Origin of the sequence: Williamsia phyllosphaerae (assembly GCF_014635305.1) — a bacterium.
Lineage (GTDB): Bacteria > Actinomycetota > Actinomycetes > Mycobacteriales > Mycobacteriaceae > Williamsia_A > Williamsia_A phyllosphaerae.
Window position 1 is genome coordinate 2,745,697 of the sequence record NZ_BMCS01000001.1, and the last position, 25,924, is coordinate 2,771,620.

The following is a 25,924-nucleotide window of genomic DNA, read 5'->3' on the forward strand; positions in this document are numbered from 1 at the left end:
CCCGTCGACACGATGGCGGTGATCGTCGAGGCCGACGGCGGTTCCCGGGGCAACCCGGGTGTCGCCGGATACGGCGCGGTGGTCTACGACCACACCGGAGATCTCGTTCTCGCCGAACGCAAGGAGTACATCGGTACCGCCACCAACAACGTGGCCGAGTACCGCGGTCTGATCGCCGGACTCGGTGCGGCCGCCGAACTCGGTGCCACGCAGGTGACGGTGCGGATGGACTCGAAGCTCGTCGTCGAACAGATGTCGGGCCGGTGGAAGGTCAAACACCCCGACATGATCCCGTTGGCCCGCCAGGCGCGCGAACTCGTGGGCCGGTTCTCCGACGTCGAGTTCATCTGGATTCCGCGGGCGCAGAACTCTCATGCCGACCGACTCGCGAACGAGGCCATGGACGCCCTCGGCGAGACCGACACGCCGACCCCGGCCGCCGAGCCGTCGTCGGCCCCCGCGGCCGCGGTGACCGCCGGTCCCGGATGGACCGCGACCGCCGGAGCCCCGACGAAGCTGATCCTGTTGCGGCACGGGCAGACCGCGTTGTCGGTCGACCGTCGCTACAGCGGTCGCGGTAACCCCGAACTGACCGAACTCGGTCGCGAGCAGGCGAGTCGCGCCGCGGATCGGCTCGCCGCGCAGGGCGGGATCGACACGATCGTCGCCTCCCCGCTCGGGCGGGCGCAGGAGACGGCAAACGCGGTGGCCGATCGGCTCGGCCTACCGGTGCACACTCACGAGGGACTGACCGAGACCGATTTCGGCGAGTGGGAGGGGCTCACGTTCCGCGAGGCCATCGAGCGCGACGCGGACCTCCACAGGCGTTGGATGGGCGACATCGGCGTCGCTCCACCGGGCGGGGAGAGCTTCGCCGACGTGACCACCCGGGTGCGGGCGGCGACCGAGGACGTGGTGTCGCAGTACGGCCCCGGCACCGTTCTCGTGGTCACGCACGTGACCCCGATCAAGACCATCCTGCGGCTCGCGCTCGACGCCGGACCGTCGCTGCTGTTCCGTCTCCATCTCGATCTCGCGTCGCTGTCGATCGCCGAGATCTATCCCGACGGTGGCGCGTCGGTGAAGCTGGTCAACGACACCAACCACCTCGCCTGAGGCGTTCAGGTCACCAGCCACAGCGCGGTGACCGAGGCGAGGATCGCGGGCGGGACCGACAGCAGGCCCAACGCCGAGAACCGCGCCACCGAGGCCTCCGCGTCATGGGAACGACTCACGTTGCGCCAGAGCAGGTTCGCCAGAGACCCCACATAGGTGAGGTTGGACCCGATGTTGACGCCCAGCAGCATCGCCAGGATCAGCGGGGGATCGGCCTGTGTGCCCAGCGCCGCGAGCAACAACAGCGTGGCGGGGATGTTGTTGATCAGGTTCGCCGCGACCGCGCCGATGGCTGCGATGGTGAGCAGGGACAGGAGTCCGGAACCCGTCGGCACGATCTCGCCGACCCACCGACCGATGCCACCGTCGGCGATGGCCGCCACCAAAACCCCGAGCGCGAGCACGAACAGCAGGAACAGCGGGGTGGTCGCCGAGGCCACCGCCCGCAGCGACGTACGGTGCGCGCGTAGGGCGGTAGCGGACAACACGATGGCTCCGGCGACGGCGAACCAGACCGGTTCGACACCGACCGTCGACGACAGAGCGAACCCGACCAGGGTCGCCCCCAGGACGACCAGGGCCGGGATCGGCGCGTGCACCGGCTCGGCGGCGCTGCGCTGCGGCGCGACGCGGAGATCGGCGCGGAAGAACACGCGGTAGATCAGGAACTCGATGAGGACGGTCACCACCCACGGCAGCGCCATCATCGCGGTGAACTGGATGAAACCGAGTCCGGTGGCCGCGAACGCGAGCAGATTGGTCAGGTTGGAGACCGGCATCAGCGTCGACGCCGAGTTCGCCAGGCCGATGGTGGCGTACCCCATCGGTCGTGGTGACACCTGCAGACTGCGCGCCATCGTGATCAGGACGGGCGTGAGCAGCACGACCGTGGCGTCGAGGTTGAGCAGGGCCGTGGTGAGCGCGGCCCCACCGAAGGCGAGGGCGAACAGTCGGGTGGGTCCGCCACCGTTCGCGCTACCCGCCGCACCGATCACCTGCGACAGCCAGCGGAAGACGCCCAGGACACCGCATGCGTGCGAGAGCACGAGCAACGCGGCGAGGATGATCACCGTCGACGCGAGTGCCCGCATCTCGGCGAACGCGCGGTCGAGGGTGACCGCCCCGATGACGACGGCGAGGACCGCGGCCGGGACCGCGACGGTGGCCTCGGGAAGGCCGCGAGGACGCCACACCGCGAAAGCCAGTGCGGCCGCCATCAGGAGGACGGCGCTCACGCGATGATGCTGCGTACCGTGCGGAGGTTGCGATTCGTGGTCGTCGCCTTGTATCGCGCTCGGCCGAGCGCCTTGCCGAAGGGGCTGGTCAACGTCATCTTCTTGACCACGTCCCAGTAGAGGACGCCGTCGCCGTCGGCGACCCGCTCGACTGCGGGATCGAGGTCGGCGGCCGCGCCGAGCAACTCCGCGCGAACGTCGTCGTCGGCGACGAACAGGATGTAGGAGTGTCGGTCGGCCTGGTCGGTCGGGAACGGATACCCGTCGAGGGCGGACCGGATCGCATCCCGTGAATGTAGGAACACGTATGCCCGATAGTCGAATCGGGCACTCAGGGCCGCTTCGATCTCACCGCGCAGGGCGGTGACATCGGTGCGATCGGAGCTGAACCGGACGTTGCCGGTCGCGAGCACCGTCGACACCTCACCCAGACCGAGCGCCTCGAACTCCGTGCGCAGGTCGGCCATCGCGATACGTATCGCGCCCACGTTGATGCCGCGCAGCAACGCGACGTACTCGGTCACCGGCACAGAGTAGCGGTGACCGCCGGTCGGGTCAGCGGTAGTCGGCGGGATCGACCGGGGGCAGCCCCAGGGCCGTGACCACGGTGGGCCAGGAGCGGTGCAGATCCTGCGCCCAGTACCCCCAGGCGTGCAGACCGCTGCGGTAGTCGTAGGTGACGTCGACGCCGGCCTTGCGGGCCGCGGCCGCGAAACCCTTGGTGCACATCAGGGCTCCGGTCTCGAGCACCCCACCGATCGCCGAGGCCTGCCCGACCCGACCCAGACGGGGATCGGCCTTGCCGTTTCCGACCGCGACGTAGATCTCGGTGTCCTTGAGCGCACTGATGTTGGAGGCGGGATCGTGTCGACGCCACGCCGCACTCCCGGCCGGGCCCCACATGTTGTCGGGGTTGCCGAAGCGGGTGAGGATGCTGGCCTGCGTCGCCTGGGCGGCCGCCGGATCGAGCTGGTCGAGGCATCCGCTCAGGGCCACGACCCCGCGGTACAGGCCCGGGTGCCGCACGGCCAGCGACATCGCGCCGCTCGCGCCCATCGACACGCCCTCGACGGCGTTGACGCCGTTGCCCTCGAAGGTCTTGTCGATCAGCGGGGGCAGCTCGCGGGCGAGGAAGGTGTCCCACTTGTTGACGCCCAGAACGGGATCGGTGCGCTGCCAGTCGGTGTAATAACTCGCGGTGCCACCGATGGGGAGGACGACGTTGACGTTCTTGTCGGCCATGAAATCGACGATGTCGGTCTGGGTGGTCCAGGCGCTGTCGCGATAGCCGGACTGGAAGCCCGCGTCGATGCCGTCGAGCATGTAGAGGCTCGGCCGCGGCGTCGTGCGGTCACGGGGGACGAGCACGTCGACGACCACGTTCTTGCGCATCGCCGGCGAGTAGACCGTCAGGCGCGCGTGCTGTGCGGACACCATGGCCGTCCGGATGATCTTCGCCGGGGCCGACGGCGCGGCGACCGATGGCTTCTCCGGTGCGGCCGACGACGTCGCGGTGACCCCCACCGCCCCGCCTACCAGTACCAATGACGTGATTGCAGCGGCGATCATCTTTCGTCGCATGACAGACTTCCCCCTCCATGGCACAAGGCCAAAGATCTCCTGCGCAGCTTTGCACCGCTGTACTCGCGTACGTCACGGTGACCCCCGGCAGTTATCATAAGCCTGCGAACGAGCCGACCGGGCGATCGCGGTCATCAGAACGGTTGCCGCGCGCGGCGACACGCTGAGGATCGAGGAAAGTCCGGACTCCACAGAGCAGGGTGGTTGCTAACGACAACCCGGGGTGACCCGCGGGACAGTGCCACAGAGAACAGACCGCCGACACGCGCCCTCGGGCGCGGTCGGTGAGGGTGAAACGGTGCGGTAAGAGCGCACCAGCGCCGCGGGTGACCGCGGCGGCTCGGTAAACCCCACCCGGAGCAAGGTCGAAGGTCGCACCTCACGGTGCGACTGCGCAGGTGGTCGAGGGCTGCTCGCCCGAGCCTGCGGGTGGACCGCTCGAGGCACCCGGCGACGGTGTGCCCAGATGGATGATCGCCCCCGATCCCCGTGATCGGGACAGGATCCGGCTTACAGGTCGACTCGTTCGCACCCGTCCTCCGCCGACGCCCGGGTCAGAGGTCGCCGGCCACGTCCGAGTACCGCTTCAGAGCGCGGTCGTGTTCGGCCTGCTCGCGCGCGTCGAGCCGACCCAGCACGAACGCGTCCGTCGGATCGACGCCGATCGATCCCGCCGCCACGGCGAGCACCTCACGACTGATCGACGCGTCGTTGGCGTCCCCGAGTGCCGCCTGGATGCGCTTGGCCGTGCGCGCCTCGTCGGAGTGCAGGGACCCACGCAGGGTCGCGCCGGCCTCGGCGACGTAGCGCAGACGCTTGGCCTTCTTGCGGACCACATGCAGCTGCTCGGTCCACTCCGGGGTCCCCTCGTCGTACCGGCTGAGCTTCTTCTGCGCCTTGAGCACCGACTTCCGGGAGGACCGCACCGCGTCGCGCAGGGCCGCCCGCGCGGGCACCTGCGCGTTCTCGCCCGGCGTCGGATCGACCAGGAGGGCGTCGATCGCGTCGAGCAACCTGAAGTAGCGGTCTGAGGTCATCGCCGCCACCGCCGCCTTCCGTCCCCGGTGGTAACGCTGGTTCTGCGCCTCGACGAGCGCGGACTCCAGTGCAGCCGAGGGGTTCTCGTCCTCCAACAGGTCGCGATACCGCTCCGCCTGGACCTCGGCGTCACGCGCGACGCCGAGGATCGCGGCGAGTTCCTTGAACTCCTCGCCGAGTCGTTCCGGCTCGGGCCCGTCGAGCACGCCGGGGAACGCCTTGAGCACGCTGCGCAGCCGTCGGGTCGCCACCCGCATCTGGTGGACGGCGTCGTCGGCGTCGGCGCGGACCGCCGGATCCCAGGCGACGAGCTGATCGCGATGACGTGCCAGTTCGGTGACCACGAGTTCCAGCGCGGTCGGCTTCGCCGGGAGCCGACGGTTTTCCCGGTGGCCGGGCGTGGACCCGATGGCCCGCGCCAGCTTCGACCCACTCGAGGCGGTCCTGGCCCCTGCTGCGCGGAGCAGGGCCTCGGCGCTCTCCAGCAGTTCGACGGCGGCGTCGTCGTCGAAGTCGGCCACGAGCTCGAACTCCCATTCCGACCACACCTGTCCGGTGCCGCCGGGCAGCAGCGAACGCGCGGTGACCAGATCGGCGCACAGGACCGCGAGCAGCGTGCCCTCGGAGTCGCGGGCCTCGGTGATCTGGCGTCGGGTGCCGATCGCGGCGACCGGCGAGACGGAGCGACTGCGCAGGTGGACACGGACGGGTTCGATGAGCTCGGCGGGGACCGCGTGTGCGTCGTCGCCGGCGGCGTCGAGCGGGACCTGCCGCTCGGTGCGTCCCCGTTCGGTGCCCGGGCGCTTGAGGTGCCACCCCTCGTCGTGGCCGCCGGTGCGCCGTCGCAGCGTCACCGCGTGGTCGGCGAGGTCGAGGTTCTCGGTGTCGAAGTAGGTCGCGTCGAGCTGCTCCACGATCGGCCCGGTGGTCGTGGCGACCCCGGGGAGTGTCGTGAGATCCGGGATCGGTTGTCCCGCATCGACGTCGAACTTGAGCTCGATCTCGACCTGTTCGTGGACGGTCATCGCTGTGCGCTCGCTCCTTCCGGGTCTGCTGCACCGAAGCGGTCGGTCGCCTCGATGAGATGGTGCTTGATCCCGCTCTCGAACGACGCGTGCCCGGCGTCGTCGACGATGTGCAGATCGGCTGCGGGCCAGGCTCGATGCAGATCCCACGCGCTGCGCATCGGGCACACCACGTCGTAGCGGCCCTGGACGATCACGCCGGGGATGTCGGCGATGCGCTCGGCGTCGCGGAGCAACTGGCCGTCGTCCAGGAAACCGTGATGGGTGAAGTAATGGTTCTCGATCGAGGCGAACGCGAGGTCGAAGCGGGCGTCGACCTCGACGTCGCTGTCGGACTCGGGGCGCGGCAGGAGGTAGCTCGTCGACTGCTCCCAGTCCGTCCACGCCGTCGCCGCGGCCTGTGCGACAGAACGGTCCGACGAGGTCAGCAACCGCCGATAGGCCGCCACCAGATCACCGGAGCGTTCGTCGGCGGGGATCGGTGCCAGGTAGTTCTCCCACTTGTCGGGGAAGATGTGCGCGGCACCGCCGTTGTAGTACCAGTCGATCTCGCTGCGCCGGAGCAGGAAGATGCCGCGGAGCACCAGTTCGGTGACGCGGTCGGGGTGGGTCTGCGCGTAGGCCAGGCCCAGCGTCGAACCCCACGACCCGCCGAAGACCTGCCACCGCTCGATGCCCAGAGTCGTTCGCAGCAACTCCATGTCGGCGATGAGGTGGTCGGTGGTGTTGGTGGCCAGCACGGCACCGTCGGCGATGTGCGGTGTCGACTTCCCGCACCCGCGCTGATCGAACAGGACGATGCGATAGACCGACGGATCGAAGAACCGTCGCTGCTCGGGTGACGTGCCGCCACCGGGACCACCGTGGACGAACACCACGGGTTTGCCGTCGGGTCGACCACTGGACTCGTGGTAGATCCGTTGTCCGTCACCGACGTCGAGCATGCCGTGGGAGAACGGCTCTATCTCCGGGTACAAATCGCGCATGGGTCCACTATGCCCAATCGCACCCGGCCGCCGCCGTCACATCGCGTCGGGCGGACGCGTGTCCGTCTCGCGGTGAGTCAGTAGCTGTGCTCGGGGCCGGGGAAGACCCCGCGGCGGACCTCGTCGGCGTACTGCTCGGCTGCGCGACGGAGATCGCCACCGACATCGGCGTATCGCTTCACGAACTTCGCCGTCTTGCCGTGGGTGAACCCGGCCATGTCCTGCCACACGAGGACCTGGGCGTCGGTCTCGTTGCCCGCGCCGATACCGACGGTGGGGATGGTCAGCTTGCGGCTGATCTGGCCGGCCAGATCGGCGGGCACCATCTCCATCACCACGGCGAAGGCACCGGCCTCGGCGACCGCGATCGCGTCGGCGATCAGCTGGTCGCCCGCGTCGCCGCGGCCCTGGATGCGGAACCCGCCGAGCCCGTTGACGCTCTGCGGGGTGAAGCCGATGTGGGCCATGACGGGGATGCCCGCCGCGGTCAGCGCGGCGATCTGGTCGGCGACCCGCTCACCGCCCTCGAGCTTCACCGCGTGCGCACCGCCCTCCTTGAAGAACCGGATGGACGACTCGAGGGCCTGCTGGGCTCCGGCCTCGTAGCTGCCGAAGGGAAGGTCGGCGACGACGAGCGCGTGCGGTGCGCCGCGGACGACGCCGCGGACCAGCGGGATGAGTTCGTCGACGCTGACCGGGATGGTGGTGTCGTAGCCGTAGACGACGTTGGCCGCGGAGTCGCCGACCAGCAGGACGGGGATCTCGGCGGCGTCGAAGATGCGGGCGCTGGAGTAGTCGTACGCGGTGAGCATCGACCACTTCTCGCCCTCGGCCTTCATCTGCGCCAGGTGATGCACGCGGGTGATGCGACGGGGTTTCGCGGGGGAGTCGGTGCTCGAAGGGTCGGCCGGTGTGGACACGGCGCCGTACACAGAATTCTCGGACATCATTGTCTCTTTCGTGCCTCGAGTCTCGCTCGGCGAGTACCCGGGTGGATGGTGACCCGACCAGTCTGCACCCGTCGACGCGCTCACCCACCTGCGACCCGCTGTGCAATGGGTCACATCTGCGACTCGTGGCACCATGGGCCGATGCTCCGCTGCCGCCTGACGCGCCGATGATCCGACCGACGCCGCGGCTTCTCCGGCTGGTGGTAGCCGCCCTGGTCCTCGTGCTGGGAGCCTCCGCCTGCACCAGCGGGACCTCGGGTCTGGGGTCGGTCGGCGATCGGTCGCCGTCGGCGTCCGGCTCGTCGGTGACCCCGGGATCGTCGATCGACCCCGCGGACGGGACCCTGGGCCGTTTCTACGGACAGCAGATCGCCTGGGGCTCGTGCGGTGAGTTCCTGCCCGACGGGCAGTACCCGCAGCAGCGCAGCCAGTGCGGTCGGCTGACCGTCCCCGTCGACTACGCGAAACCCGACGGCGCCACCGCGTCGATCGCGATGTTCCGACTGAGCGCGAGTGGTGACCGCACGGGCGTCCTGCTCACCGACCCGGGCGGGCCGGGCGGGTCCGGCGTCGACTTCATGGGCGGTGCCGCAGGGCAATTCGCGGACCTCGAGATCGGCAAGCGTTTCGACATCATCGGCTTCGACCCCCGCGGGGTCGGGCGATCGACGCCGGCGATCCGGTGTCGCTCGGACGCCGAGCGGGACCGGGTGCGTGCGACGGACTGGGTCGACACCTCACCGGCAGGGATCGACGCGGTCCAGAAGCGCAACGCCTCGGTGGGCGCGGAGTGCGCGCAGAAGCTGGGCCGGGACTTCCTCGCGCACGTGGGCACCGCCGATGTCATCCGGGACATGGACGTGATGCGCGGTGCGCTGCGCGTCGAGCAGCTCAACTACCTCGGGTACTCCTACGGCACGCGGATCGGTGCCGCGTACGCCGAGCAGTTCCCCACGCGGGTCCGTTCGATGATCAACGACGGCGCCGTCGACCCGGCCGCCGATCCGGTGGCCGACGTCGTGGCACAGAACGCCGGGTTCCAGCGGGCCTTCGAACGGTTCGCCGTCGACTGTGCCTCGATGCCGCAGTGCGCTCTCGGTACCGATCCCAGAAAGGTCACCGCGCGCTACCAAGAGCTGACGCGGTCGCTCATCGGCAGACCGGCGACGACGACCGACCCCCGCGGTCTCACCTATGCCGACGCCATCACCGGCACCGGGCAGGCCCTCTACACCCGGACGCTGTGGCGGTATCTGCGCGACGGTCTCGCCCAGCTGTCGGCCGGACGCGGTGACACCCTGTTGCGCCTGGCCGATCTCTACGAGGGCCGCGACCGGTCCGGTCGATACGACAACAGCGCCGACGCGTTCACCGCCATCCGCTGTGTCGACGGGCCTGCCATCACCGACCGCGCCGCCCTGGACAAGCTCGACGGGACGTTGCGTGCGTCGGCCCCGTTCCGCGACGACGGTCGGGGATCGGGCCGGGGCGCGGCGGACGAGTGCGCCTACTGGCCGGTCCCGCCGACCTCCACCCCGCATCGCGTCGACGCCGAGGGACTGCCGACGACGGTGGTGGTGTCGACGACCGACGACCCCGCCACCCCGTACGAGGCGGGGGTGTCGCTGGCCGATCAGTTACGGGCGCGACTGGTGACCTTCCGCGGCACCCAGCACACCGCGTCGTTCGAGGGCGTCGAGTGCCTCGACGCCCCGCTGACCCGCTACCTCGTCGATCTCACCCTGCCCGCGGTGGGTACCACATGTTGAGACAGGCCCGGCAAACCCGCTGGAAATTTCACCCGAAGTGCGTCCGTAACACGGATTTAACAGCGCACTTCTAGCCTTCGAGCATGGATCGTCAAAAGGAATTCGTGCTTCGGACGCTCGAAGAACGAGACATTCGATTCGTGCGACTCTGGTTCACCGACGTGCTGGGTTACCTCAAGTCGGTGGCGATCGCGCCCGCCGAACTCGAGGGCGCCTTCGTCGAGGGGATCGGCTTCGACGGTTCGTCGATCGAGGGGTTCTCGCGGGTGTCGGAGGCCGACACCATCGCCAAGCCCGATCCGTCGACCTTCCAGGTGCTGCCGTGGACGACGAGCAACGGCAAGCACCATTCGGCCCGCATGTTCTGCGACATCGCCATGCCCGACGGGACACCCTCGTGGGCGGACTCGCGGCATGTGCTCCGCAGGCAGCTGAACAAGGCCGCCGACCAGGGGTTCACCTGCTACGTCCACCCCGAGATCGAGTTCTTCCTACTCAAGGACGCGCCCACCGACGGCACCCCGCCGACCCCGTCGGACACCGGTGGGTACTTCGACCAGGTGGTCCACGGCAGCGCGCCGAACTTCCGTCGCCACGCCATCGACGCACTCGAGTCCATGGGCATCTCGGTCGAGTTCTCCCACCACGAGGGAGCGCCCGGGCAGCAGGAGATCGATCTGCGCTACGCCGACGCCCTGTCCATGGCCGACAACGTCATGACCTTCCGCTACCTCGTCAAAGAGGTGGCCATGGCCGAGGGTGTGTGGGCGACGTTCATGCCCAAGCCGTTCAGCGAGCACCCCGGTTCGGCCATGCACACCCACATGAGCCTGTTCGAGGGCGACACCAACGCGTTCCACAACCCCGACGACCCGATGCAGCTCTCCGAGACCGGCAAGAAGTTCATCGCCGGCATCCTGCACCACGCATCCGAGATCAGCGCCGTCACCAACCAGTGGGTCAACAGCTACAAGCGGCTGATCCACGGCGGCGAGGCGCCGACGGCCGCCAGCTGGGGCGGTGCGAACCGGTCGGCGTTGATCCGCCTGCCGCTCTACACCCCGAACAAGGCGTCCTCGCGACGCATCGAGGTCCGCAGCCCGGACTCGGCCTGCAACCCGTACCTGACGTTCGCGGTGCTGTTGGCCGCCGGACTCAAGGGTGTCGCCGAGGGCTACGAACTGCCCGACGAGGCCGAGGACGACGTCTGGTCGCTGACGTCGGCCGAGCGTCGGACCATGGGCTACAAGGAACTGCCGGGCAGCCTCGCCGACGCGCTCAAGGCCATGGAGTCCTCCGAGCTGCTCGCCGAGACGCTGGGCGAGCACGTCTTCGACTACTTCCTGCGCAACAAGTGGTCCGAGTGGAACGACTACCGCTCTCTGGTGACGCCGTTCGAGCTCAACCGGTACCTGGCGCTCTAGGACACCCCCGCCGCGCAGACCCGGCGTGTTCGAGGAGTCTGCGCACCGACGCCGGACCGCGACGGCTACCGTCGTGGGCGTGAGACCTCTTGCCACGCGCACCACGGTGCCCGCGCCGGGGCGTCTCGGGCTGATCGACGACACGGCCGGCTCCGATCTCGCCACCCTCGGTTGGAACACGCCGGAATCGATTCCGCTGCTGTGGTCGCTGTCGCGTGCGCCCGATCCGGACCTCGCGCTGCGGACGCTGATGCGACTGCGCGCCTCGGTGGGCGAGGACTGGGCCGAGATCGACGTCCTCATCCGTACCCGTCCGTGTTTCCGCGGCCGCCTGTTCGCCGTGCTCGGCTCCTCCGAGGCCCTCGGCGACCACCTCGTGGCCGAACCGGTGACCTGGCGCCTGCTCGACTGCGACGACCTGCCCGCCACCGACGAGATGTCCCGTGAGCTCCTCGACGCCGTCGGCGCGGTGGCCGAACCCGGAGCGCACGGGGACCCCGTCCACCGGGCGTCGAGGACCGGGCCGCCCGCGGTCGTCGCGCTGCGGTTGGCCTACCGCAACATCCTGCTGCAGCTCGCGGCCCGGGATCTCGCGCCCGCGGTCGAGGACGAGCCGGTGCTGTGGTTCCCGCAGGTGGGTCAGTTCCTCGCCGACCTCGCCGATTGCGCCCTCACCGCGGCGCTGTCGGTCGCGGTGACCGAGGTCCTCGGCGACAAGCCGTTCGAGGGCCGCCTGGCGGTCATCGCGATGGGCAAGGGCGGAGCCCGAGAACTCAACTACGTCAGCGACGTCGACGTCATCTTCGTCGCCGAACCCGCCGACGCCACCTCGGCGCGCATCGCCGGGGAGATGATGCGGATCGGTTCGCTGGCCTTCTTCGAGGTGGACGCGGCCCTGCGTCCCGAGGGCAAGGCCGGGGCGCTCACCCGCACCCTGGCGTCGCACGTGGCGTACTACCAGCGGTGGGCCAAGACCTGGGAGTTCCAGGCGCTGCTCAAGGCCCGGCCGATGACCGGGGACATGGCGCTCGGCCGCGACTACCTCGCCGCCGTCTCGCCGATGGTGTGGGAGGCCAGCGAGCGCGAGGACTTCGTGCACGAGGTGCAGGCCATGCGACGACGGGTCGAGAGCACCGTCCCGGCGGGTCTGCGGGAACGCGAACTCAAACTCGGCAGCGGCAGTCTGCGCGATGTGGAGTTCGCGGTGCAGCTGCTGCAGCTCGTCCACGGCCGCGTCGACGAGTCGCTGCGGGTCCTGTCCACCGTCGAGGCACTGACCGCGCTCACCGCGGGCGGCTACGTCGGTCGCGACGACGGCGCCAACCTCACCGCGTCGTACGAGTTCCTGCGCCTGCTCGAACACCGCCTGCAGCTGCAGAAGCTCAAACGCACCCACCTGCTGCCCGAGTTCGACGACCTCGAGTCGATGCGGTGGCTGGCCCGCGCCGCACACATTCGACCCGACGGGGATCTCGACGCCGCCGCGACCCTGCGCGAGGAGATCCGCCGGCAGGCCCACCGCGTCCGCCGGCTGCACGAGAAGTTGTTCTACCGACCGCTGCTCGAGGCGGTGGCCCGATTCGACAAGGACGAGCTGCGTCTCTCCGACGACGCCGCGGTCCGACGGCTCTCGGCGCTCGGGTACGCCAAACCCGAACACGCGCTCAGTCATCTCCGGGCGCTGCTGACCTCCAAGGGACGTCGCGGGCAGATCCAGGAGCTGCTGCTGCCGACGTTGCTCGAATGGATCAGTCGCACACCCGATCCCGATGCCGGTCTGCTGAACTACCGGCGGCTGTGCGACGAGGTGAGCGAACACGACTGGTTCCTGCGGTTGTTGCGCGACGAGGGTGTCGTCGCCGAGCGGCTGATGAAGGTGCTCGGCGCATCGGCGTACATCGCCGACCTGTTGATGCGCTCGCCCGACGTCATCCGCCTCTACGCCGACTCGGCCAACGGGCCACGGCTCATCGAGGTCGATCCCGACGACGTGGCCCGCGGCCTCGTGGCGTCGGCGATCCGCGCCCAGGACCCCAAGCGCGCCATCGCCGTCGCCCGGTCGCACCGCCGAGCCGAGCTGGCGCGAATCGCATCCGCCGACGTCCTCGGCATGCTCGACGTCGCACAGGTGTGTCGCGCTCTGTCGAGTGTCTGGGCCTCGGTGCTCAATGCCGCTCTGCGGGTGGTGATCGACGCCTCGGTCGCCGAACGCGGCGAGCCCGCTCCCGCGCGGATCGCGGTCATCGGGATGGGGCGCCTCGGTGGCGGTGAGCTCGGATACGGTTCCGACGCCGACGTCCTGTTCGTCTGCGATCCGTTGCCCGATGCCGACGAGGCGGTCGCGGTGCGCTGGGCCAACACCATCGCCGACCGCGTGCGCAAACTGCTGGGGACCCCGAGCGCCGATCCGCCGCTCGAGGTGGACACGGGGTTGCGGCCCGAGGGGCGCAACGGTCCGGTCGTGCGCACGTTGGCCGCCTACGCGGCGTACTACCGCCAGTGGGCGCAGGCGTGGGAGATCCAGGCGTTGTTGCGGGCGCGTGAGTGTGCGGGTGACGACCAGTTGGGGATCGCGTTCCTGCACATGGCCGACGAGATCCGTTATCCCGCCGGGGGAGTGTCGCCGGATGCGGTGCGCGAGATCCGTCGCATCAAGGCCCGTGTCGACGCCGAGCGGCTGCCCCGCGGTGCCGATCCGGCGATGCACACCAAGCTCGGGCGCGGCGGGCTCGCCGACATCGAGTGGACGGTGCAGCTGATGCAACTGCGGTACGCGCACCGGCTGCAGACGTTCCACAACACCTCCACGCTGCAGACGCTGGACGCGATCGGTTCGGCCGAACTGCTCAGCGAGACCGACGTGTCCCTGCTCAAGGAGGCGTGGCTGACCGCGACGAAGGCCCGCAACGCGCTGGTCCTGGTGCGCGGCAAGGCCATCGATCAACTCCCCGGGCCCGGTCAGCAGTTGCGTGCCGTGGCGTTCGCCGCCGGATGGCCCGAGGACCAGGCCAACGAGTTCCTGGAGAACTACCTGCGCGTGACCCGTCGGGCGAAGTCGGTCGTGCTGAAGGTCTTCGGCGGGTGAGACCGCGACGATCGGGCCGGGGGAGCATGCGGACCGGGGAGCGCCTGGCGCATCGTTCGGCGCTGTTCAAGATCGTCTATTTCCTCGCGGTCGTGCTCGGATGGGCCCTGCTCGCCGCGGCCATCGGGGCGATCTGGCTGCACTGGTTCCCCGGGAGGGGCCGGGTCTCGACCGCCGCCGCGAGCGCCGTACCGTTGCTGATCCTCGCCGGGGTGCCCGCCCTGCTGATCCTGGCGCTGACCCGGCGATGGATCACCGTCGTCGTCACGGTCATCGCTCTCGGCGTGGGCATCTGGACGCAGGCGCCGCTGCTGCGCGGGGTCGCCGACCCCGGTGGGGACCGGATCACGGTGGTGCAGGCCAACATCAAACTCGGCGCCGGCGATGTCGAGACGGTCGTCGCGCGGGTGCGCGCGAGTCGGGCGGACCTGTTGACCATCGAGGAGATGACGCCGGCTGCGCTCGACCGGCTGCGTCAGACCGACCTGCGGTCGTTGCTCCCGCACGAGTTCGCGGTCCCCGGGACCGGTGGCGTGGGGACGGGCATCTTCAGCCGGTACCCGCTACGCGACACCGCACAGCTCACCGACTTCGGGTTGAACAACCTGCGGGCCGACGTCGACCTGCCCGGGGCGCCGGGCACGACGGTGTTCGCGGTGCACCCGATCCCGCCGTACCCCTACGACCCAGCGCGGTGGGTGCGCGAGATGAAGCTCCTGCGCGACACCCTGCACGAGACGACAGCAGAGAACGTGATCGTCAGCGGCGACTTCAACGCCACCTGGGATCACGCCCAGTTCCGCGCCCTGCTGCGCAACGGATTTCGCGACGCCACCGAGCAGGTCGGTGGCCGGTGGCAGTTCACCTACCCCAGCGATGACTGGTACGGCCCGCTGATCGGGATCGACCACGTGCTCGCCCGCGGGCTGACGGCGGTGTCGCTGAACACCTTCGACGTGCCCGCATCCGATCACCGGGCACTGGAGGTGTCCCTCACCGCGAGGTGAGTCAGGTCGTCGGGGCCTGCGCGCGGGCCAGGGCGGCGACGGCGTGCGCGAGGATCTCCACCCACTCGGCGAGCAGTTTGTGCCCGCGATCCTCGTCGAGGTGGGCCTTGGCGATCGCCGCGATACCGGCTGCTTCGTCTGCTCGCTCGGCTGCCTGCTCAAAGCTCATCGTCTGCCACCTTGCCTTCGTCGTGGAGTGCGGGCCGACCGTGTGGTCGTTGTCCCCGTGGTCACTTCGGACTGTATCCGCCCCGCCCGCCGAGGGGGCGATCAACCGAGAACACCCGCCCGGCCGCGATGGCCGGACGGGTGTCGTGGATCGGACTGCGGTGTCGCTCAGCAGTCGTAGTACAGGGAGAACTCGTACGGGTGCGGACGGATCTGCACCGGCATGATCTCGTTCTCACGCTTGAGCGAGATCCAGGTCTCGATCAGGTCCTCGGTGAAGACACCACCTGCGGTGAGGTAGTCGTGGTCCTCCTCGAGCCGGTCGATGACCGCCGACAGTGAGGTGGGGGCCTGCGGGATGCCCTTGGCCTCCTCCGGCGGGAGTTCGTAGAGGTCCTTGTCGACGGGCTCGTGCGGCTCGATCTTGTTCTTGATGCCGTCGAGTCCGGCCATCATCATCGCGGCGAACGCCAGGTACGGGTTGCCCGAGCTGTCCGGGCAACGGAACTCCAGGCGCTTGGCCTTGGGGTTGTTGCCGGTGATCGGGATACGCACGCAGGCGCTGCGGTTGCGCTGGCTGTAGACCAGGTTGATCGGGGCCTCGTAGCCCGGCACGAGCCGCTTGTAGGAGTTCACCGTGGGGTTGGTGAACGCCAGCAGCGACGGTGCGTGGTGCAGGATGCCGCCGATGTAGTGGCGCGCCAGGTCCGACAGGCCCGCGTAACCGGCCTCGTCGTGGAACAGCGGCTTGCCGTCCTTCCACAGCGACTGGTGGGCGTGCATGCCCGACCCGTTGTCGCCGAAGAGCGGCTTGGGCATGAAGGTGACCGACTTGCCGTTCTGCCACGCGGTGTTCTTGCAGATGTACTTGAAGAGCATCACGTCATCGGCAGCGTGCAACAGCGTGTTGAACTTGTAGTTGATCTCGGTCTGACCGCCGGTGCCGACCTCGTGGTGGCCGCGCTCGAGCTCGAAGCCCGAGTTGGTCAGGTTCGTCGAGATCTCGTCGCGCAGGTCCACGTAGTGGTCGTACGGGGCGACGGGGAAGTACCCACCCTTGGGGCGGACCTTGTAGCCGAGGTTCGGGGTGCCGTCGGGGTCGACGGGCGATCCGGAGTTCCACCAGCCCGACGACGACTCGACCTCGTAGTGGGTCGAGTTGATCTCGGAACTGAACGACACGGAGTCGAAGATGTAGAACTCGGCCTCGGCGCCGAAGAAGCACGTGTCGGCCACACCGGTGCTCGCGAGGTAGTCCTGCGCCTTGCGTGCGACGTTGCGGGGGTCGCGGCTGTAGGCCTCACGGGTGAACGGGTCGTGCACGAAGAAGCTGACGTTCATGGTCTTGGCCTTGCGGAACGGGTCGATCCGCGCGGTCGCCGGGTCCGGCAGGAGCATCATGTCGGACTCGTCGATCGACTGGAAGCCGCGCACCGACGAACCGTCGAACGCCAGGCCGTCCTCGAACACGCTCTCGTCGAAGGCAGACGCCGGGATGGAGAAGTGCTGCATCACCCCGGGCAGGTCGCAGAAGCGGATGTCGACGTATTCGACTCCCTCGTTCTTGATGCCTTCGAGAAGTTCTTCTTGTGTGCTGTACACCTGTCGGTGACTCCTTTGTGATGAGAGATCGCTGCGCAGCGAGACACGATCGTGAACGGTGGTGTTGCGCACCCAATACACTAGCCGCCGCGGTCTGGCCGGATACGCACCTATAGTGGATTCATGGGTCGTACTACTGGTTCGTGGTTGTCAGGTCCGCAGGCCGGTCTCGATCCGGTCGACATCGGCGCCTATCGCGGTGAGCGCCTGGGCCTGGCCGAGTCCGGCCCCAACTCGTTGGCGTCGTCCTGGCAGCGCGTCCTGGGTCTGTTCGTCGACTGGGTGCTCTGCTACGGCGTGTCGCTGCTGTTCGTCGACTTCCTGTCGCCGACGCTGTCCACCACCGTGCTCGCCGTGTGGTTCGTGGTCGGCGTGGTGACGGTGACGCTGTTCTCGTTCACGCCCGGGCAGTTCATCGTCGGTATGCGGGTCGCCCGCATCGACGGCGGCGGATCGGTCGGCATCATCCGTGCGCTGGCGCGCGCGGTGCTGATCGTCTTCATCGTCCCGCCGCTGCTCAACGACGCCGAGGGGCGCGGCATGCACGACCGCGCGACCGGGACGGCACTCGTCCGCACGCGCTGACCCGGATCGGGCGCGTCAGCGTCGGCGCATGCTCCGCTGGACGTTCTTCATCTTCGCTCCCGCGGGCATCGGGCCCTTCGGCATCCCCGGTCCGGAACGGCCGCCCAGCGCGGCGAGCCGTGACTCGAGCGCATCCATCCGCTTGCCGTTGATGTTCTTCGGCAGCTTGTTGAGGTGGCGCTCGAGCTTCTTCAGCGGCACCTGGCCCTCGTCGTTGCCGACGATGACGTCGTAGATCGGGGTGTCGCCGACGACGCGGGCGATCTTCTTCTTCTCCTGCGCGAGCAGGGTGCGCAGACGCGACGCGGAACCCTCGCCGACGAGGATCACGCCCGGCTTGCCGATCACGCGGTGCACGGCGTCGAGGTGGGCGTTACCGGTCACGGCCTGCTTCACGCGCCACGAACCGCGCAGATTGTCCAGCGCCCATCCCGCGGCACCGGCCTGACCTTCCGCCTTCGCGAACACGCTCTTCTGCACGCGGCGACCGAAGATCACGAACGCGACCAGCAGGCCGAGCAGGATGCCCAGGGGGAGCAGGAAGACCAGCGCGCCGGTGAGGAGACCGACGATCACCGCGACAGCGATGATGCCGACGAGCGAACCGATCATCAGCGGCAGCAGCAGCTTGTCGTCCTTGCGCTGCATCTTGAACGCCTGCCACAGCTGCGTCCGGCGTTCGCGCGACGCCTTCTTCCGGGCGGCCTTCGCAGCCGCCTTCGCCTCTTTCGTCGCCTGTGCCTTCGCCATACGGTTCAGGATACTGACCGACGAACTCGATGATCACGTGCCGTCCACTCGTGGTGGGTGCGGCGAGGGGTCAGCGCGCGAGACGCGCGAGAACCGAGGTCGCCTCCTGGCTGGCCCCGGACTCGTTCGCCAGGTGCGCCATCGACTCGGGGAGCTCGCGTCCGTGGACGCGCAGTGCCTGGGCGTAGAGGCGGCCTGCGCGGTACGACGACCGCACCAGCGGACCAGCCATCACGCCGGCGAACCCGAGTTCCTCGGCGTAGCGCGAGTGCTCGACGAACTCCTCCGGCTTGACCCAGCGGTCGACGGGGTGGTGCCGCGGCGAGGGCCGCAGGTACTGGGTGATCGTGATGATGTCGCAGCCCGCGTTGTGCAGATCGGCCAAGGCCTCGCTGATCTCCTCCGGGGTCTCGCCCATGCCGAGGATCAGGTTGGACTTGGTGACCAGCCCCGCGTCCCGTGCGGCGGTGATCACGTCGAGGCTGCGCTGGTATCGGAACGCGGGCCGGATGCGCTTGAAGATGCGCGGGACCGTCTCGACGTTGTGCGCCAACACCTCCGGCCGCGAGGAGAAGACCTCGGCGAGCTGGTCGGGGTCGTTGTTGAAGTCGGGGATCAGCAGCTCGACACCGGTGGTCGGGTTGAGCCGCTTGATCTCACGGACGGTCTCGGCGTAGAGCCACGCGCCGCCGTCGGGCAGGTCGTCGCGGGCGACGCCGGTGATGGTCGAGTACCGCAGACCCATGGCCTGCACGCTCTCGGCGACACGACGGGGCTCGTCGCGGTCGAGATCGTCGGGCTTGCCCGTGTCGATCTGGCAGAAGTCGCAGCGACGGGTGCACTGTTCGCCGCCGATCAGGAACGTCGCCTCGCGGTCTTCCCAGCACTCGTAGATGTTGGGGCAGCCGGCTTCCTCGCACACCGTGTGCAATCCCTCGCGCTTGACCAGGGCCTTGAGTTCGGTGAACTCCGGTCCCATCTTCGCGCGGGTGCGGATCCACTCGGGTTTGCGTTCGATCGGGGTCTCGGCGTTGCGGACCTCGAGCCGGAGCAGCTTGCGGCCACTCGGCGCGGTGGGCGCGGACGCCGACTCGATGCCGACGGATGCGGGGCTCTCCTGATGCACAGTCACTGTGTCGATGCTACGCCGCGTGGTGCCGGCGGGCGGGGCTCGGTGGAGCCCACCTGCAGACGCCCGTCGAGTGCGTCGACCACCGTGCGGGCCACATCGGCCCGCACCGAGTCCACGTCGACGACGCGGCCGAGCTGCTCGGTGAGCGACGTCACCCCCGCATCGGGGATGCCGCACGGGATGATCGTGCCGAAGGCGGACAGGTCCGGGTTGCAGTTGAGCGCGAACCCGTGCAGCGCAACACCTCTGGCGACGCGGATACCTATCGCGCCCACCTTGCGGGCCGGTTGGCGTGTCGTGGGGTCCTCGGGAACCCATGCGCCGGAACGGCCGTCGATGCGCGCGGTGTGGACACCGAGGTCGGCGCAGACGCCGATCATGGCCTCCTCGATGCGACGCACGTAATCGACCACGTCGAGCGGTTCGGCGAGTGCGATGATCGGGTATCCGACGAGTTGGCCGGGGCCGTGCCAGGTGATCTTGCCCCCGCGGTCGACGTCGACGACCGGGGTGCCATCGGACGGCCGGTCCTCGGGCGCGGTGCGTTTGCCCGCGGTGTAGACCGCCGGGTGTTCGAGCAGCAGCATGACGTCGTGGTCGAGCACGCCGGACGCACGATCGGCGGCCAGGCGGTGCTGTTCGTCGAACGCTGTCGCATAGTCGACCAGACCCAGATCGCGGATCTCGACCTCGGCCCCCGAGCGCCGAGCGCTCGACGACCGGTCAGGCATTGGCGTAGCCCAGCCCGGCGTCGATGGTGGGGTGTTCGAACTGGAAACCGTTGTCGGTCAGTACATCCGGGACCGCTCGCTGACCGCCCAGCAGCATCTCGAGTGCCAGCTCGCCGGCCGCCACCCGCAGCAGCGCGCGGGGAACGAAGAGCTTGGCCGGGCGGTGCACCGCCCGCCCGAACGCCGCGGTGAACTCGGTGTTGGTCACCGGTTGGGGCGCGGTCAGGTTGACCGGACCGCTGATCTCGTTGTCGAGCACGAAGCGCACCGCGCGGACGTGATCGACCAGAGTGATCCACGACATGTACTGCTCGCCGTCGCCGAGCTTGGCGCCCAAACCCAGCTTGAACAGCGGGCGGAGTTTGCCGAGCAGCCCGCCTGACGGCGACAGCACCGGCGCGGTGCGGATGAGTGCCACACGTGCCGTGGTGGCCAGTGCCGCGGTCCGTTCCCAGTCCCGCGCCAGTTCGGCGAGGAACCCGCTGCCCTCGGGGCTCTTCTCGGTCATCACCTGATGAGAGGTGAAACCGTAGATCCCCGTCGCGCTGGAGCTGACGAACACCGGTACACCGGCCGCGGTGATGGCCTCGGCCAGCACCTGTGTGGGAACCATGCGGCTGTCGCGCAATTTCTGCTTGAACTCGCCCGACCACGGGCGGTTGCCGATACCCACCCCGCAGAGGTTCACCACGGCGTCGACTCCGTCGAGCGCATCGGGGGTGACCCCGAACGTCTCCGGTGACCAACCGATCTCGTCCGCCGATCGCGGCTCCCGTCGGACCAGTCGCAGCACCTGGTGGCCGTCGGATCGAAGGGACTCGACCAGGGCGGACCCGATCAGCCCCGACGATCCGGCGACGGCGACGCGCACTAGAGGCCCAGATCTGCCGCGAAGGCCGCTTCCTCGAGACGATGCTTGACCGTCGTCAGGAACCGTCCGGCGTCCGCGCCGTCGATGAGACGGTGATCGTAGGTCAGCGGCAGGAACGACATCGATCGTACGGCGATCGACTCCGAACCGTCCTCGGCGGTGATCACGGTCGGGCGCTTGACGATGGCGCCGGTACCCAACATCGCCGCCTGCGGCGGGACGAGGATCGGGGTGTCGAACAGCGCACCCTGGCTCCCGATGTTGGTGATCGTGAACGTGCCGCCCGCGAGCTCGTCGGGCTTGAGCTTGTTCTCCCGCGCCCGCTTGGCGATGTCGGCGATGGCGCGTGCCAGCCCGGCGATCGACAGGTCGTCGGCGTTGTGGATCACCGGCGAGAGCAGACCCTGCTCGGTGTCGACGGCGATCCCGAGGTTCACCGACCCGTGGTACGTGATCTCCTTGGCGTCCTCGTCGATGCTGGCGTTGACGTTCGGGTGCGCCTTGAGCGCCTCGACGGTCGCCTTGGCGATGATCGGCAGGTAGGTGAGGTTGACACCCTCCGACGACTTGAACGACGCCTTGGCCGATGCGCGGAGCGCGACCACACGGGTGAGGTCGACCTCGAACACCTGCGTCAGCTGGGCGCTGGTCTGCAGGGACTCGCGGGTCTTCTTGGCCGTGATCAGGCGGATGCGGTTGACCTTCTGGGTCGTACCGCGCAGCTCGGCGAGCTCCGGCCGGACGCCCTTGGGGGCCGACTTGGTCTCGGCCGGGGCCGACGCCGCGGGTGCCTGGGCGGGCTCGCTCTTCTCCTGCGCCGGGGCCTTGGCGGCCTCCGCTGCGGCCAACACGTCCTGCTTGCGGATGCGTCCACCGACACCGGTGCCCTTGACCGAGTCGAGATCGACGTCGTTCTCGCCGGCGAGCTTGCGCACCAGCGGGGTCACGTAAGGCGTGGAGGAGGTCGAGGAATCCGAATCGGAGTCCGACGACTTCTCGGCGGCAGGCTTACGGGTCTCCTGCTCCTTGGGCTCCGGTGCGGGCTCGGACTTCTCCTGCTCCTCGGGCTCGGAGATGCGCTCGCGCTTCTCGGGTTCCGGCTCGGGCTCGGGCTCCGGCTCGGCGACCTTCTCGGCCTCGGCCTGCGGCTCGGGCTCCGATTCGGGTTCCGGCTCGGGCTCGGGCTTCTTCTCGGCCTTCGGCTTCGCGTCGGCGGATCCGATGACCGCGAGGCGGCCACCGACCTCGACGACGTCGTCCTCCTCGGCCACGATCTCGAGCAACGTGCCCGCGACGGGGGACGGGATCTCGGTGTCGACCTTGTCGGTGGAGACCTCGAGCAGCGGCTCGTCCTCGGCGACCTCGTCGCCGACGGCCTTGAGCCAGTTGGTCACGGTGCCCTCGGTGACGGACTCGCCCAGCTCGGGCATCGTCACGTCGGTGCCCTCGGCGGAACCGCTGTCGTCGGCTCCTGCGGTGGGCTTCTTCGCGGGCTCGTCGGCATCCGCGGACGGCTCGGGGCCGTCGTCGTCGGAGTCGTCGGCGTCATCGAGATCGCTCGGCTCGGTGCCGCCGGCCTCGTCGTCATCGGACCCGCTGTCGTCGGAGTCCGACGAGTCGTCGTCGGAGGACTCGGAGTCCGAGGAGTCGGGGGATTCGCCCTCGTCGCCGATCTCGCCGAGGTCGCCTCCGACCTCCACGACATCGTCTTCCTGGGCGATGATCTTGGTGAGGACACCCGACTTCGGTGCGGGGATCTCGGTGTCGACCTTGTCGGTCGACACTTCGAGCAAGGGCTCGTCCTCCTCGACCGTGTCTCCCTCCTGCTTGAGCCACCGGGTAACGGTTCCCTCGGTGACACTTTCACCCAGAGCGGGCATTTGGACGGAGAACGCCATGTTCGTCGACTCCTCGACTCGAGATCCGATTGATGCGGTCGCGTGTCTGGTCGCCGCGGGTAGGGGCGACCGGGCAGCTGTGGTGACGAGGTACGGCCACCGATGAGAAACCCTACCCGTAGCGACCCCGTGCGCGTCGGCGGTGTCGCAGGGGAGTTTCGCCGTATCTGTTCCGGTGGCGGGTACCGCTCAGCCGAGAGCGGCGATGTCCTCGATGACACCGATCATCGTGCGAACCGGCACCCCCGTACCGCCCTTGGGCGTGTACCCCCAGGGGCCACCGGTGTTGAAGGCCGGCCCGGCGACGTCGATGTGCGCCCACTGGACCCCGTCGGTGACGAACTCGCGCAGGAAGATCCCGGCCGAGAGCATGCCGCCCCATCGATGGTTGGTGACGTTGGCGAGGTCGGCGACCCGGGACTTGAGGTCGGCTCCGAGTTCCTCGGGGAAGGGCATCGCCCAGCCGTTCTCGCCGATGCGACGCGAGACGGCGGCCACGCGATCGCGGAAGTCGTCGGTACCCATGACGCCGGGGGTGCGGGTACCCAGGGCCACCATCTGCGCGCCGGTCAGCGTCGCGGTGTCGATGAGGTAGTCCGGTGAATCGGCGCACGCGCGGACGATGGCGTCGGCCAGGATCAACCGTCCCTCGGCGTCGGTGTTGATCACCTCGACGGTGATGCCGCCGTACTGGGTGAGCACGTCGCCGGGCCGCTGTGCGGTCGAGGACGGCATGTTCTCCGCCATCGGGACGGTCGCGGTGACGTCCACCCCGACCCCGAGCTGGGCGGCGAGCACGACGGTGGCGATGACGGCGGCCGCGCCGCCCATGTCGGAGGTCATGTTCTCCATGCCCGCGGCGGGCTTGATCGAGATGCCGCCGGTGTCGAAGGTGACGCCCTTGCCGACGAGGGCGACCTTCTTCGCGCCCTTCGTCCCGCTCGAGTAGCTCAGCCGGACGAGGCGCGGCAGCCGGGAGCTGCCCTTGCCGACCCCGACGATGCCGCCGTAGCCCTGCTTGATCAGGGCCTTGTCGTCGAGGATCTCGACCTTCAGTCCGTTCGTCTTGCCGAGCGCCTCGGCGCGGGCGGCGAACTCCTCGGGGTAGAGGTGGCTCGGCGGGGTGTTGACGAAGTCGCGGGCGACGGCGACCGCGGAGGCGATCGCGCGCGAGCGGTCCAGCTCGGCCTCACCCTCGCGCACCGAGGGCCCGGTCAGCAGGGCAACCGCGCCCAGCGGGGCCGTGATCGACCGGGTCTTGTCCGAGCGGAACTCCTCGAACCGGTAGGCGCCGAGGTAGAAGCCCTCCGCGGCGGCACCCAGATCGACCGTCGACAGTGTCGTCACGACGGTGCCCACGCCGGTCAGTGCCCGAGCGGCCACACCCGCGGCACGTCGTACGGAGTCCGGCGTCTGCAGGGCGGATGCGCTTCCCAGACCGACCGCCAGGACGCTGGCCACGCCGAGCCCGGCCGGTGCGACCACCCGCGCGACGTCGCCCGCACCGGAGGACGCCCCGACCGCCGCCAACGACGCGGAGATCTCGGCGACGACCGCATCGTCGATCAGCCCGTCGCCGACGACGGGTACCGGCGACGCGTCGGTCGCGGCATCGTCGGAGCCGGCGACGAGGCCGATCACGAGGACGTCGGCGGCGGCCTCGGAGATCGAGGTCGCGATGGTCAGGTCGGGGCCGAGCTGTCGATCCGGGGCGGTGCTCATGGGTGTGATCTCTCCGATCGTCGGGAACGACACGAGCCTAGTGGCCCGCACCGGGGGAGATCTGCGTGCGACGCCGCGACCGGTCGGCAGATAGGTTGTCTGCCATGAGCGCCGAAACCCTGCTGGGACCGATCAACGACACCCACGAGCGGATCGGTGCGAGCTTCGCCGATTTCGGCGGATGGTCGATGCCGGTGTCGTATTCGGGAACCGTCGCAGAACACACCGCCGTCCGTGAGCGCGTCGGCATCTTCGACGTCAGTCACCTGGGGAAGGCGTCGGTGACCGGTCCGGGTGCCGCGGATTTCGTGAACCGCTGCCTCACCAACGATCTCGCGAAGATCGAGCCGGGCCGCGCGCAGTACACGCTGTGCGCCACCGAGACCGGCGGTGTCGTGGACGACCTCATCGCCTACTGGGTGTCCGACGACGAGGTGTTCCTGGTGCCCAACGCGGCCAACACCGCCGCGGTCGTGGCCGCACTCGCCGAGGCGGCCCCGCCGGAGATCAGCGTCGTCGACCGGCACCGCGACTACGGAGTGCTCGCCGTGCAGGGGCCGCAGGCGTCGGACGTGCTGACCGCGGTGGGTCTGCCGACCGAGATGGGGTACATGTCCTTCGTCGACGCGGACTTGACCATCGGCGGGCGTGCCCGGCCGATCCGGGTGTGCCGCACCGGATACACCGGCGAACGTGGATTCGAACTGCTGCCGCTCTGGGACGACACCGCCGACGTGTTCGAGGTCGTGTTGGCCGCGGTGACCGAGGCCGGGGGGCTGCCCGCCGGCCTGGGCGCCCGCGACACCCTGCGCACCGAGATGGGTTACCCGCTGCACGGACACGAGTTGTCCACCGAGATCAGCCCGCTGCAGGCGCGGTGCGGCTGGGCCGTCGGGTGGAAGAAGCCCGAGTTCTTCGGTCGCTCGGCCCTCGTGGCCGAGAAGGAGGCCGGTCCGACGCGCCGCCTGCGTGGCCTCCGTGCGATCGGACGCGGCGTCCCCCGTGCGGACTGCGAGGTCCGTACCGCGGACGGCACGGTGGTGGGCCTGTGCACCTCGGGGACGTTCTCGCCGACCCTCAAGGAGGGCATCGCGTTGGCGCTCGTCGACATCGCCCCGGGGCTCGCCGACGGTGATCACGTGATCGTCGACGTGCGGGGCCGCGGTCTCGAATGTGAGCTGGTGGCACCGCCGTTCGTGCAGACGTCCACCAGCTGAGCGACGGCGGCCCGACCACCGCCACCGAGGCG

The 25,924-nt window shown here is 69.2% G+C and carries 21 protein-coding genes and 1 other RNA gene; 8 read left to right on the top strand and 14 right to left on the bottom strand.

Translation table 11 applies throughout. From position 1 onward, the window contains the following. The first annotated feature begins 12 nt into the window (after positions 1-12). The gene (locus IEV93_RS12875; protein ID WP_188490579.1) at positions 13-1,116 is read left to right on the top strand and encodes a bifunctional RNase H/acid phosphatase; all 1,104 of its coding nucleotides are present in this window, start codon (positions 13-15) and stop codon (positions 1,114-1,116) included. A gap of 5 nt (positions 1,117-1,121) precedes the next feature. Here IEV93_RS12875 and IEV93_RS12880 read toward each other — a convergent pair whose 3' ends face one another. Genes IEV93_RS12880 through IEV93_RS12890 form a run of 3 tightly spaced genes read right to left on the bottom strand, consistent with a single transcriptional unit; the run spans position 1,122 to position 3,920 of the window. After that, entirely contained in the window at positions 1,122-2,333 is a 1,212-nt protein-coding gene (locus IEV93_RS12880; protein WP_188490580.1) for an SLC13 family permease, read from the bottom strand. Between the two features lie 14 nt (positions 2,334-2,347). Next, complete coding sequence (locus IEV93_RS12885) at positions 2,348-2,875, bottom strand: DUF1697 domain-containing protein (protein WP_188490076.1); 528 nt, start codon at positions 2,873-2,875, stop codon at positions 2,348-2,350. Positions 2,876-2,906: 31 nt separating this feature from the next. Then, positions 2,907-3,920, bottom strand: a complete 1,014-nt coding sequence (locus IEV93_RS12890) for an alpha/beta hydrolase (RefSeq protein ID WP_188490077.1) — start codon at positions 3,918-3,920, stop codon at positions 2,907-2,909. A gap of 121 nt (positions 3,921-4,041) precedes the next feature. Between IEV93_RS12890 and rnpB the strand changes: the two genes are divergently transcribed. Beyond that, an RNA gene (gene rnpB, locus IEV93_RS12895) (RNase P RNA component class A) lies at positions 4,042-4,461 on the top strand. A 25-nt stretch (positions 4,462-4,486) separates the two neighbouring features. On the opposite strand, the gene IEV93_RS12900 is transcribed toward rnpB, so the two are convergent. The 3 genes from IEV93_RS12900 to panB all read right to left on the bottom strand — a co-directional run bounded on the left by IEV93_RS12900 (position 4,487) and on the right by panB (position 7,928). Next, positions 4,487-5,995 (bottom strand): CYTH and CHAD domain-containing protein, encoded by a 1,509-nt coding sequence (locus tag IEV93_RS12900; protein ID WP_188490078.1) that lies wholly within the window; start codon positions 5,993-5,995, stop codon positions 4,487-4,489. After that, a complete protein-coding gene (pip, locus tag IEV93_RS12905) occupies positions 5,992-6,981 on the bottom strand; it encodes a prolyl aminopeptidase (RefSeq protein WP_188490079.1) in 990 nt (329 codons plus the stop codon). The genes IEV93_RS12900 and pip overlap by 4 nt, the downstream gene beginning before the upstream one ends. A gap of 77 nt (positions 6,982-7,058) precedes the next feature. Further along, a complete protein-coding gene (gene panB, locus IEV93_RS12910; protein ID WP_188490080.1) occupies positions 7,059-7,928 on the bottom strand; it encodes a 3-methyl-2-oxobutanoate hydroxymethyltransferase in 870 nt (289 codons plus the stop codon). Positions 7,929-8,098: 170 nt separating this feature from the next. On the opposite strand from panB, the gene IEV93_RS12915 reads away from it, so the two are divergent. The 4 genes from IEV93_RS12915 (at position 8,099) to IEV93_RS12930 (ending at position 15,216) form a co-directional block, all read left to right on the top strand. Beyond that, entirely contained in the window at positions 8,099-9,700 is a 1,602-nt protein-coding gene (locus tag IEV93_RS12915) for an alpha/beta hydrolase (protein ID WP_188490081.1), read from the top strand. 83 nt (positions 9,701-9,783) lie between these two features. Further along, positions 9,784-11,124 (top strand): type I glutamate--ammonia ligase, encoded by a 1,341-nt coding sequence (gene glnA, locus IEV93_RS12920; RefSeq protein ID WP_188490082.1) that lies wholly within the window; start codon positions 9,784-9,786, stop codon positions 11,122-11,124. Positions 11,125-11,203: 79 nt separating this feature from the next. Beyond that, positions 11,204-14,209: a bifunctional [glutamine synthetase] adenylyltransferase/[glutamine synthetase]-adenylyl-L-tyrosine phosphorylase gene (locus tag IEV93_RS12925; RefSeq protein WP_188490083.1), complete on the top strand. Its 3,006-nt coding sequence runs from the start codon at positions 11,204-11,206 to the stop codon at positions 14,207-14,209. After that, a complete protein-coding gene (locus tag IEV93_RS12930) occupies positions 14,206-15,216 on the top strand; it encodes an endonuclease/exonuclease/phosphatase family protein (protein WP_229705079.1) in 1,011 nt (336 codons plus the stop codon). Before IEV93_RS12925 ends, IEV93_RS12930 begins: the two co-directional genes overlap by 4 nt. Position 15,217: 1 nt before the next feature. On the opposite strand, the gene IEV93_RS12935 is transcribed toward IEV93_RS12930, so the two are convergent. Both IEV93_RS12935 and glnA (IEV93_RS12940) read right to left on the bottom strand, forming a co-directional pair. Next, complete coding sequence (locus tag IEV93_RS12935; protein ID WP_188490085.1) at positions 15,218-15,385, bottom strand: hypothetical protein; 168 nt, start codon at positions 15,383-15,385, stop codon at positions 15,218-15,220. Between the two features lie 167 nt (positions 15,386-15,552). Next, entirely contained in the window at positions 15,553-16,986 is a 1,434-nt protein-coding gene (glnA, locus tag IEV93_RS12940; protein ID WP_188490086.1) for a type I glutamate--ammonia ligase, read from the bottom strand. Positions 16,987-17,109: 123 nt separating this feature from the next. Between glnA (IEV93_RS12940) and IEV93_RS12945 the strand changes: the two genes are divergently transcribed. Further along, complete coding sequence (locus tag IEV93_RS12945; protein WP_188490087.1) at positions 17,110-17,571, top strand: RDD family protein; 462 nt, start codon at positions 17,110-17,112, stop codon at positions 17,569-17,571. Between the two features lie 15 nt (positions 17,572-17,586). Here the strand turns inward: IEV93_RS12945 and IEV93_RS12950 are convergent, their stop codons facing one another. The 6 genes from IEV93_RS12950 to IEV93_RS12975 all read right to left on the bottom strand — a co-directional run bounded on the left by IEV93_RS12950 (position 17,587) and on the right by IEV93_RS12975 (position 24,675). Continuing rightward, the gene (locus IEV93_RS12950) at positions 17,587-18,321 is read right to left on the bottom strand and encodes a DUF4191 domain-containing protein (protein ID WP_188490088.1); all 735 of its coding nucleotides are present in this window, start codon (positions 18,319-18,321) and stop codon (positions 17,587-17,589) included. Between the two features lie 70 nt (positions 18,322-18,391). Then, a complete protein-coding gene (gene lipA / locus IEV93_RS12955) occupies positions 18,392-19,453 on the bottom strand; it encodes a lipoyl synthase (protein ID WP_371873813.1) in 1,062 nt (353 codons plus the stop codon). Beyond that, positions 19,450-20,184 (bottom strand): lipoyl(octanoyl) transferase LipB, encoded by a 735-nt coding sequence (gene lipB / locus IEV93_RS12960; RefSeq protein WP_188490089.1) that lies wholly within the window; start codon positions 20,182-20,184, stop codon positions 19,450-19,452. Before lipB ends, lipA begins: the two co-directional genes overlap by 4 nt. Continuing rightward, positions 20,177-21,055 carry a TIGR01777 family oxidoreductase gene (locus IEV93_RS12965; protein WP_188490090.1) on the bottom strand — a complete coding sequence of 293 codons (879 nt, stop codon included), beginning with the start codon at positions 21,053-21,055 and terminating at the stop codon, positions 20,177-20,179. Before IEV93_RS12965 ends, lipB begins: the two co-directional genes overlap by 8 nt. Then, positions 21,055-22,953, bottom strand: a complete 1,899-nt coding sequence (gene sucB / locus IEV93_RS12970) for a 2-oxoglutarate dehydrogenase, E2 component, dihydrolipoamide succinyltransferase (protein ID WP_188490091.1) — start codon at positions 22,951-22,953, stop codon at positions 21,055-21,057. The genes IEV93_RS12965 and sucB overlap by 1 nt, the downstream gene beginning before the upstream one ends. A 189-nt stretch (positions 22,954-23,142) precedes the next feature. After that, entirely contained in the window at positions 23,143-24,675 is a 1,533-nt protein-coding gene (locus IEV93_RS12975; protein ID WP_188490092.1) for a leucyl aminopeptidase, read from the bottom strand. 104 nt (positions 24,676-24,779) lie between these two features. Between IEV93_RS12975 and gcvT the strand changes: the two genes are divergently transcribed. Then, complete coding sequence (gcvT, locus tag IEV93_RS12980; protein ID WP_188490093.1) at positions 24,780-25,892, top strand: glycine cleavage system aminomethyltransferase GcvT; 1,113 nt, start codon at positions 24,780-24,782, stop codon at positions 25,890-25,892. The last annotated feature ends 32 nt before the right edge of the window (positions 25,893-25,924 follow it).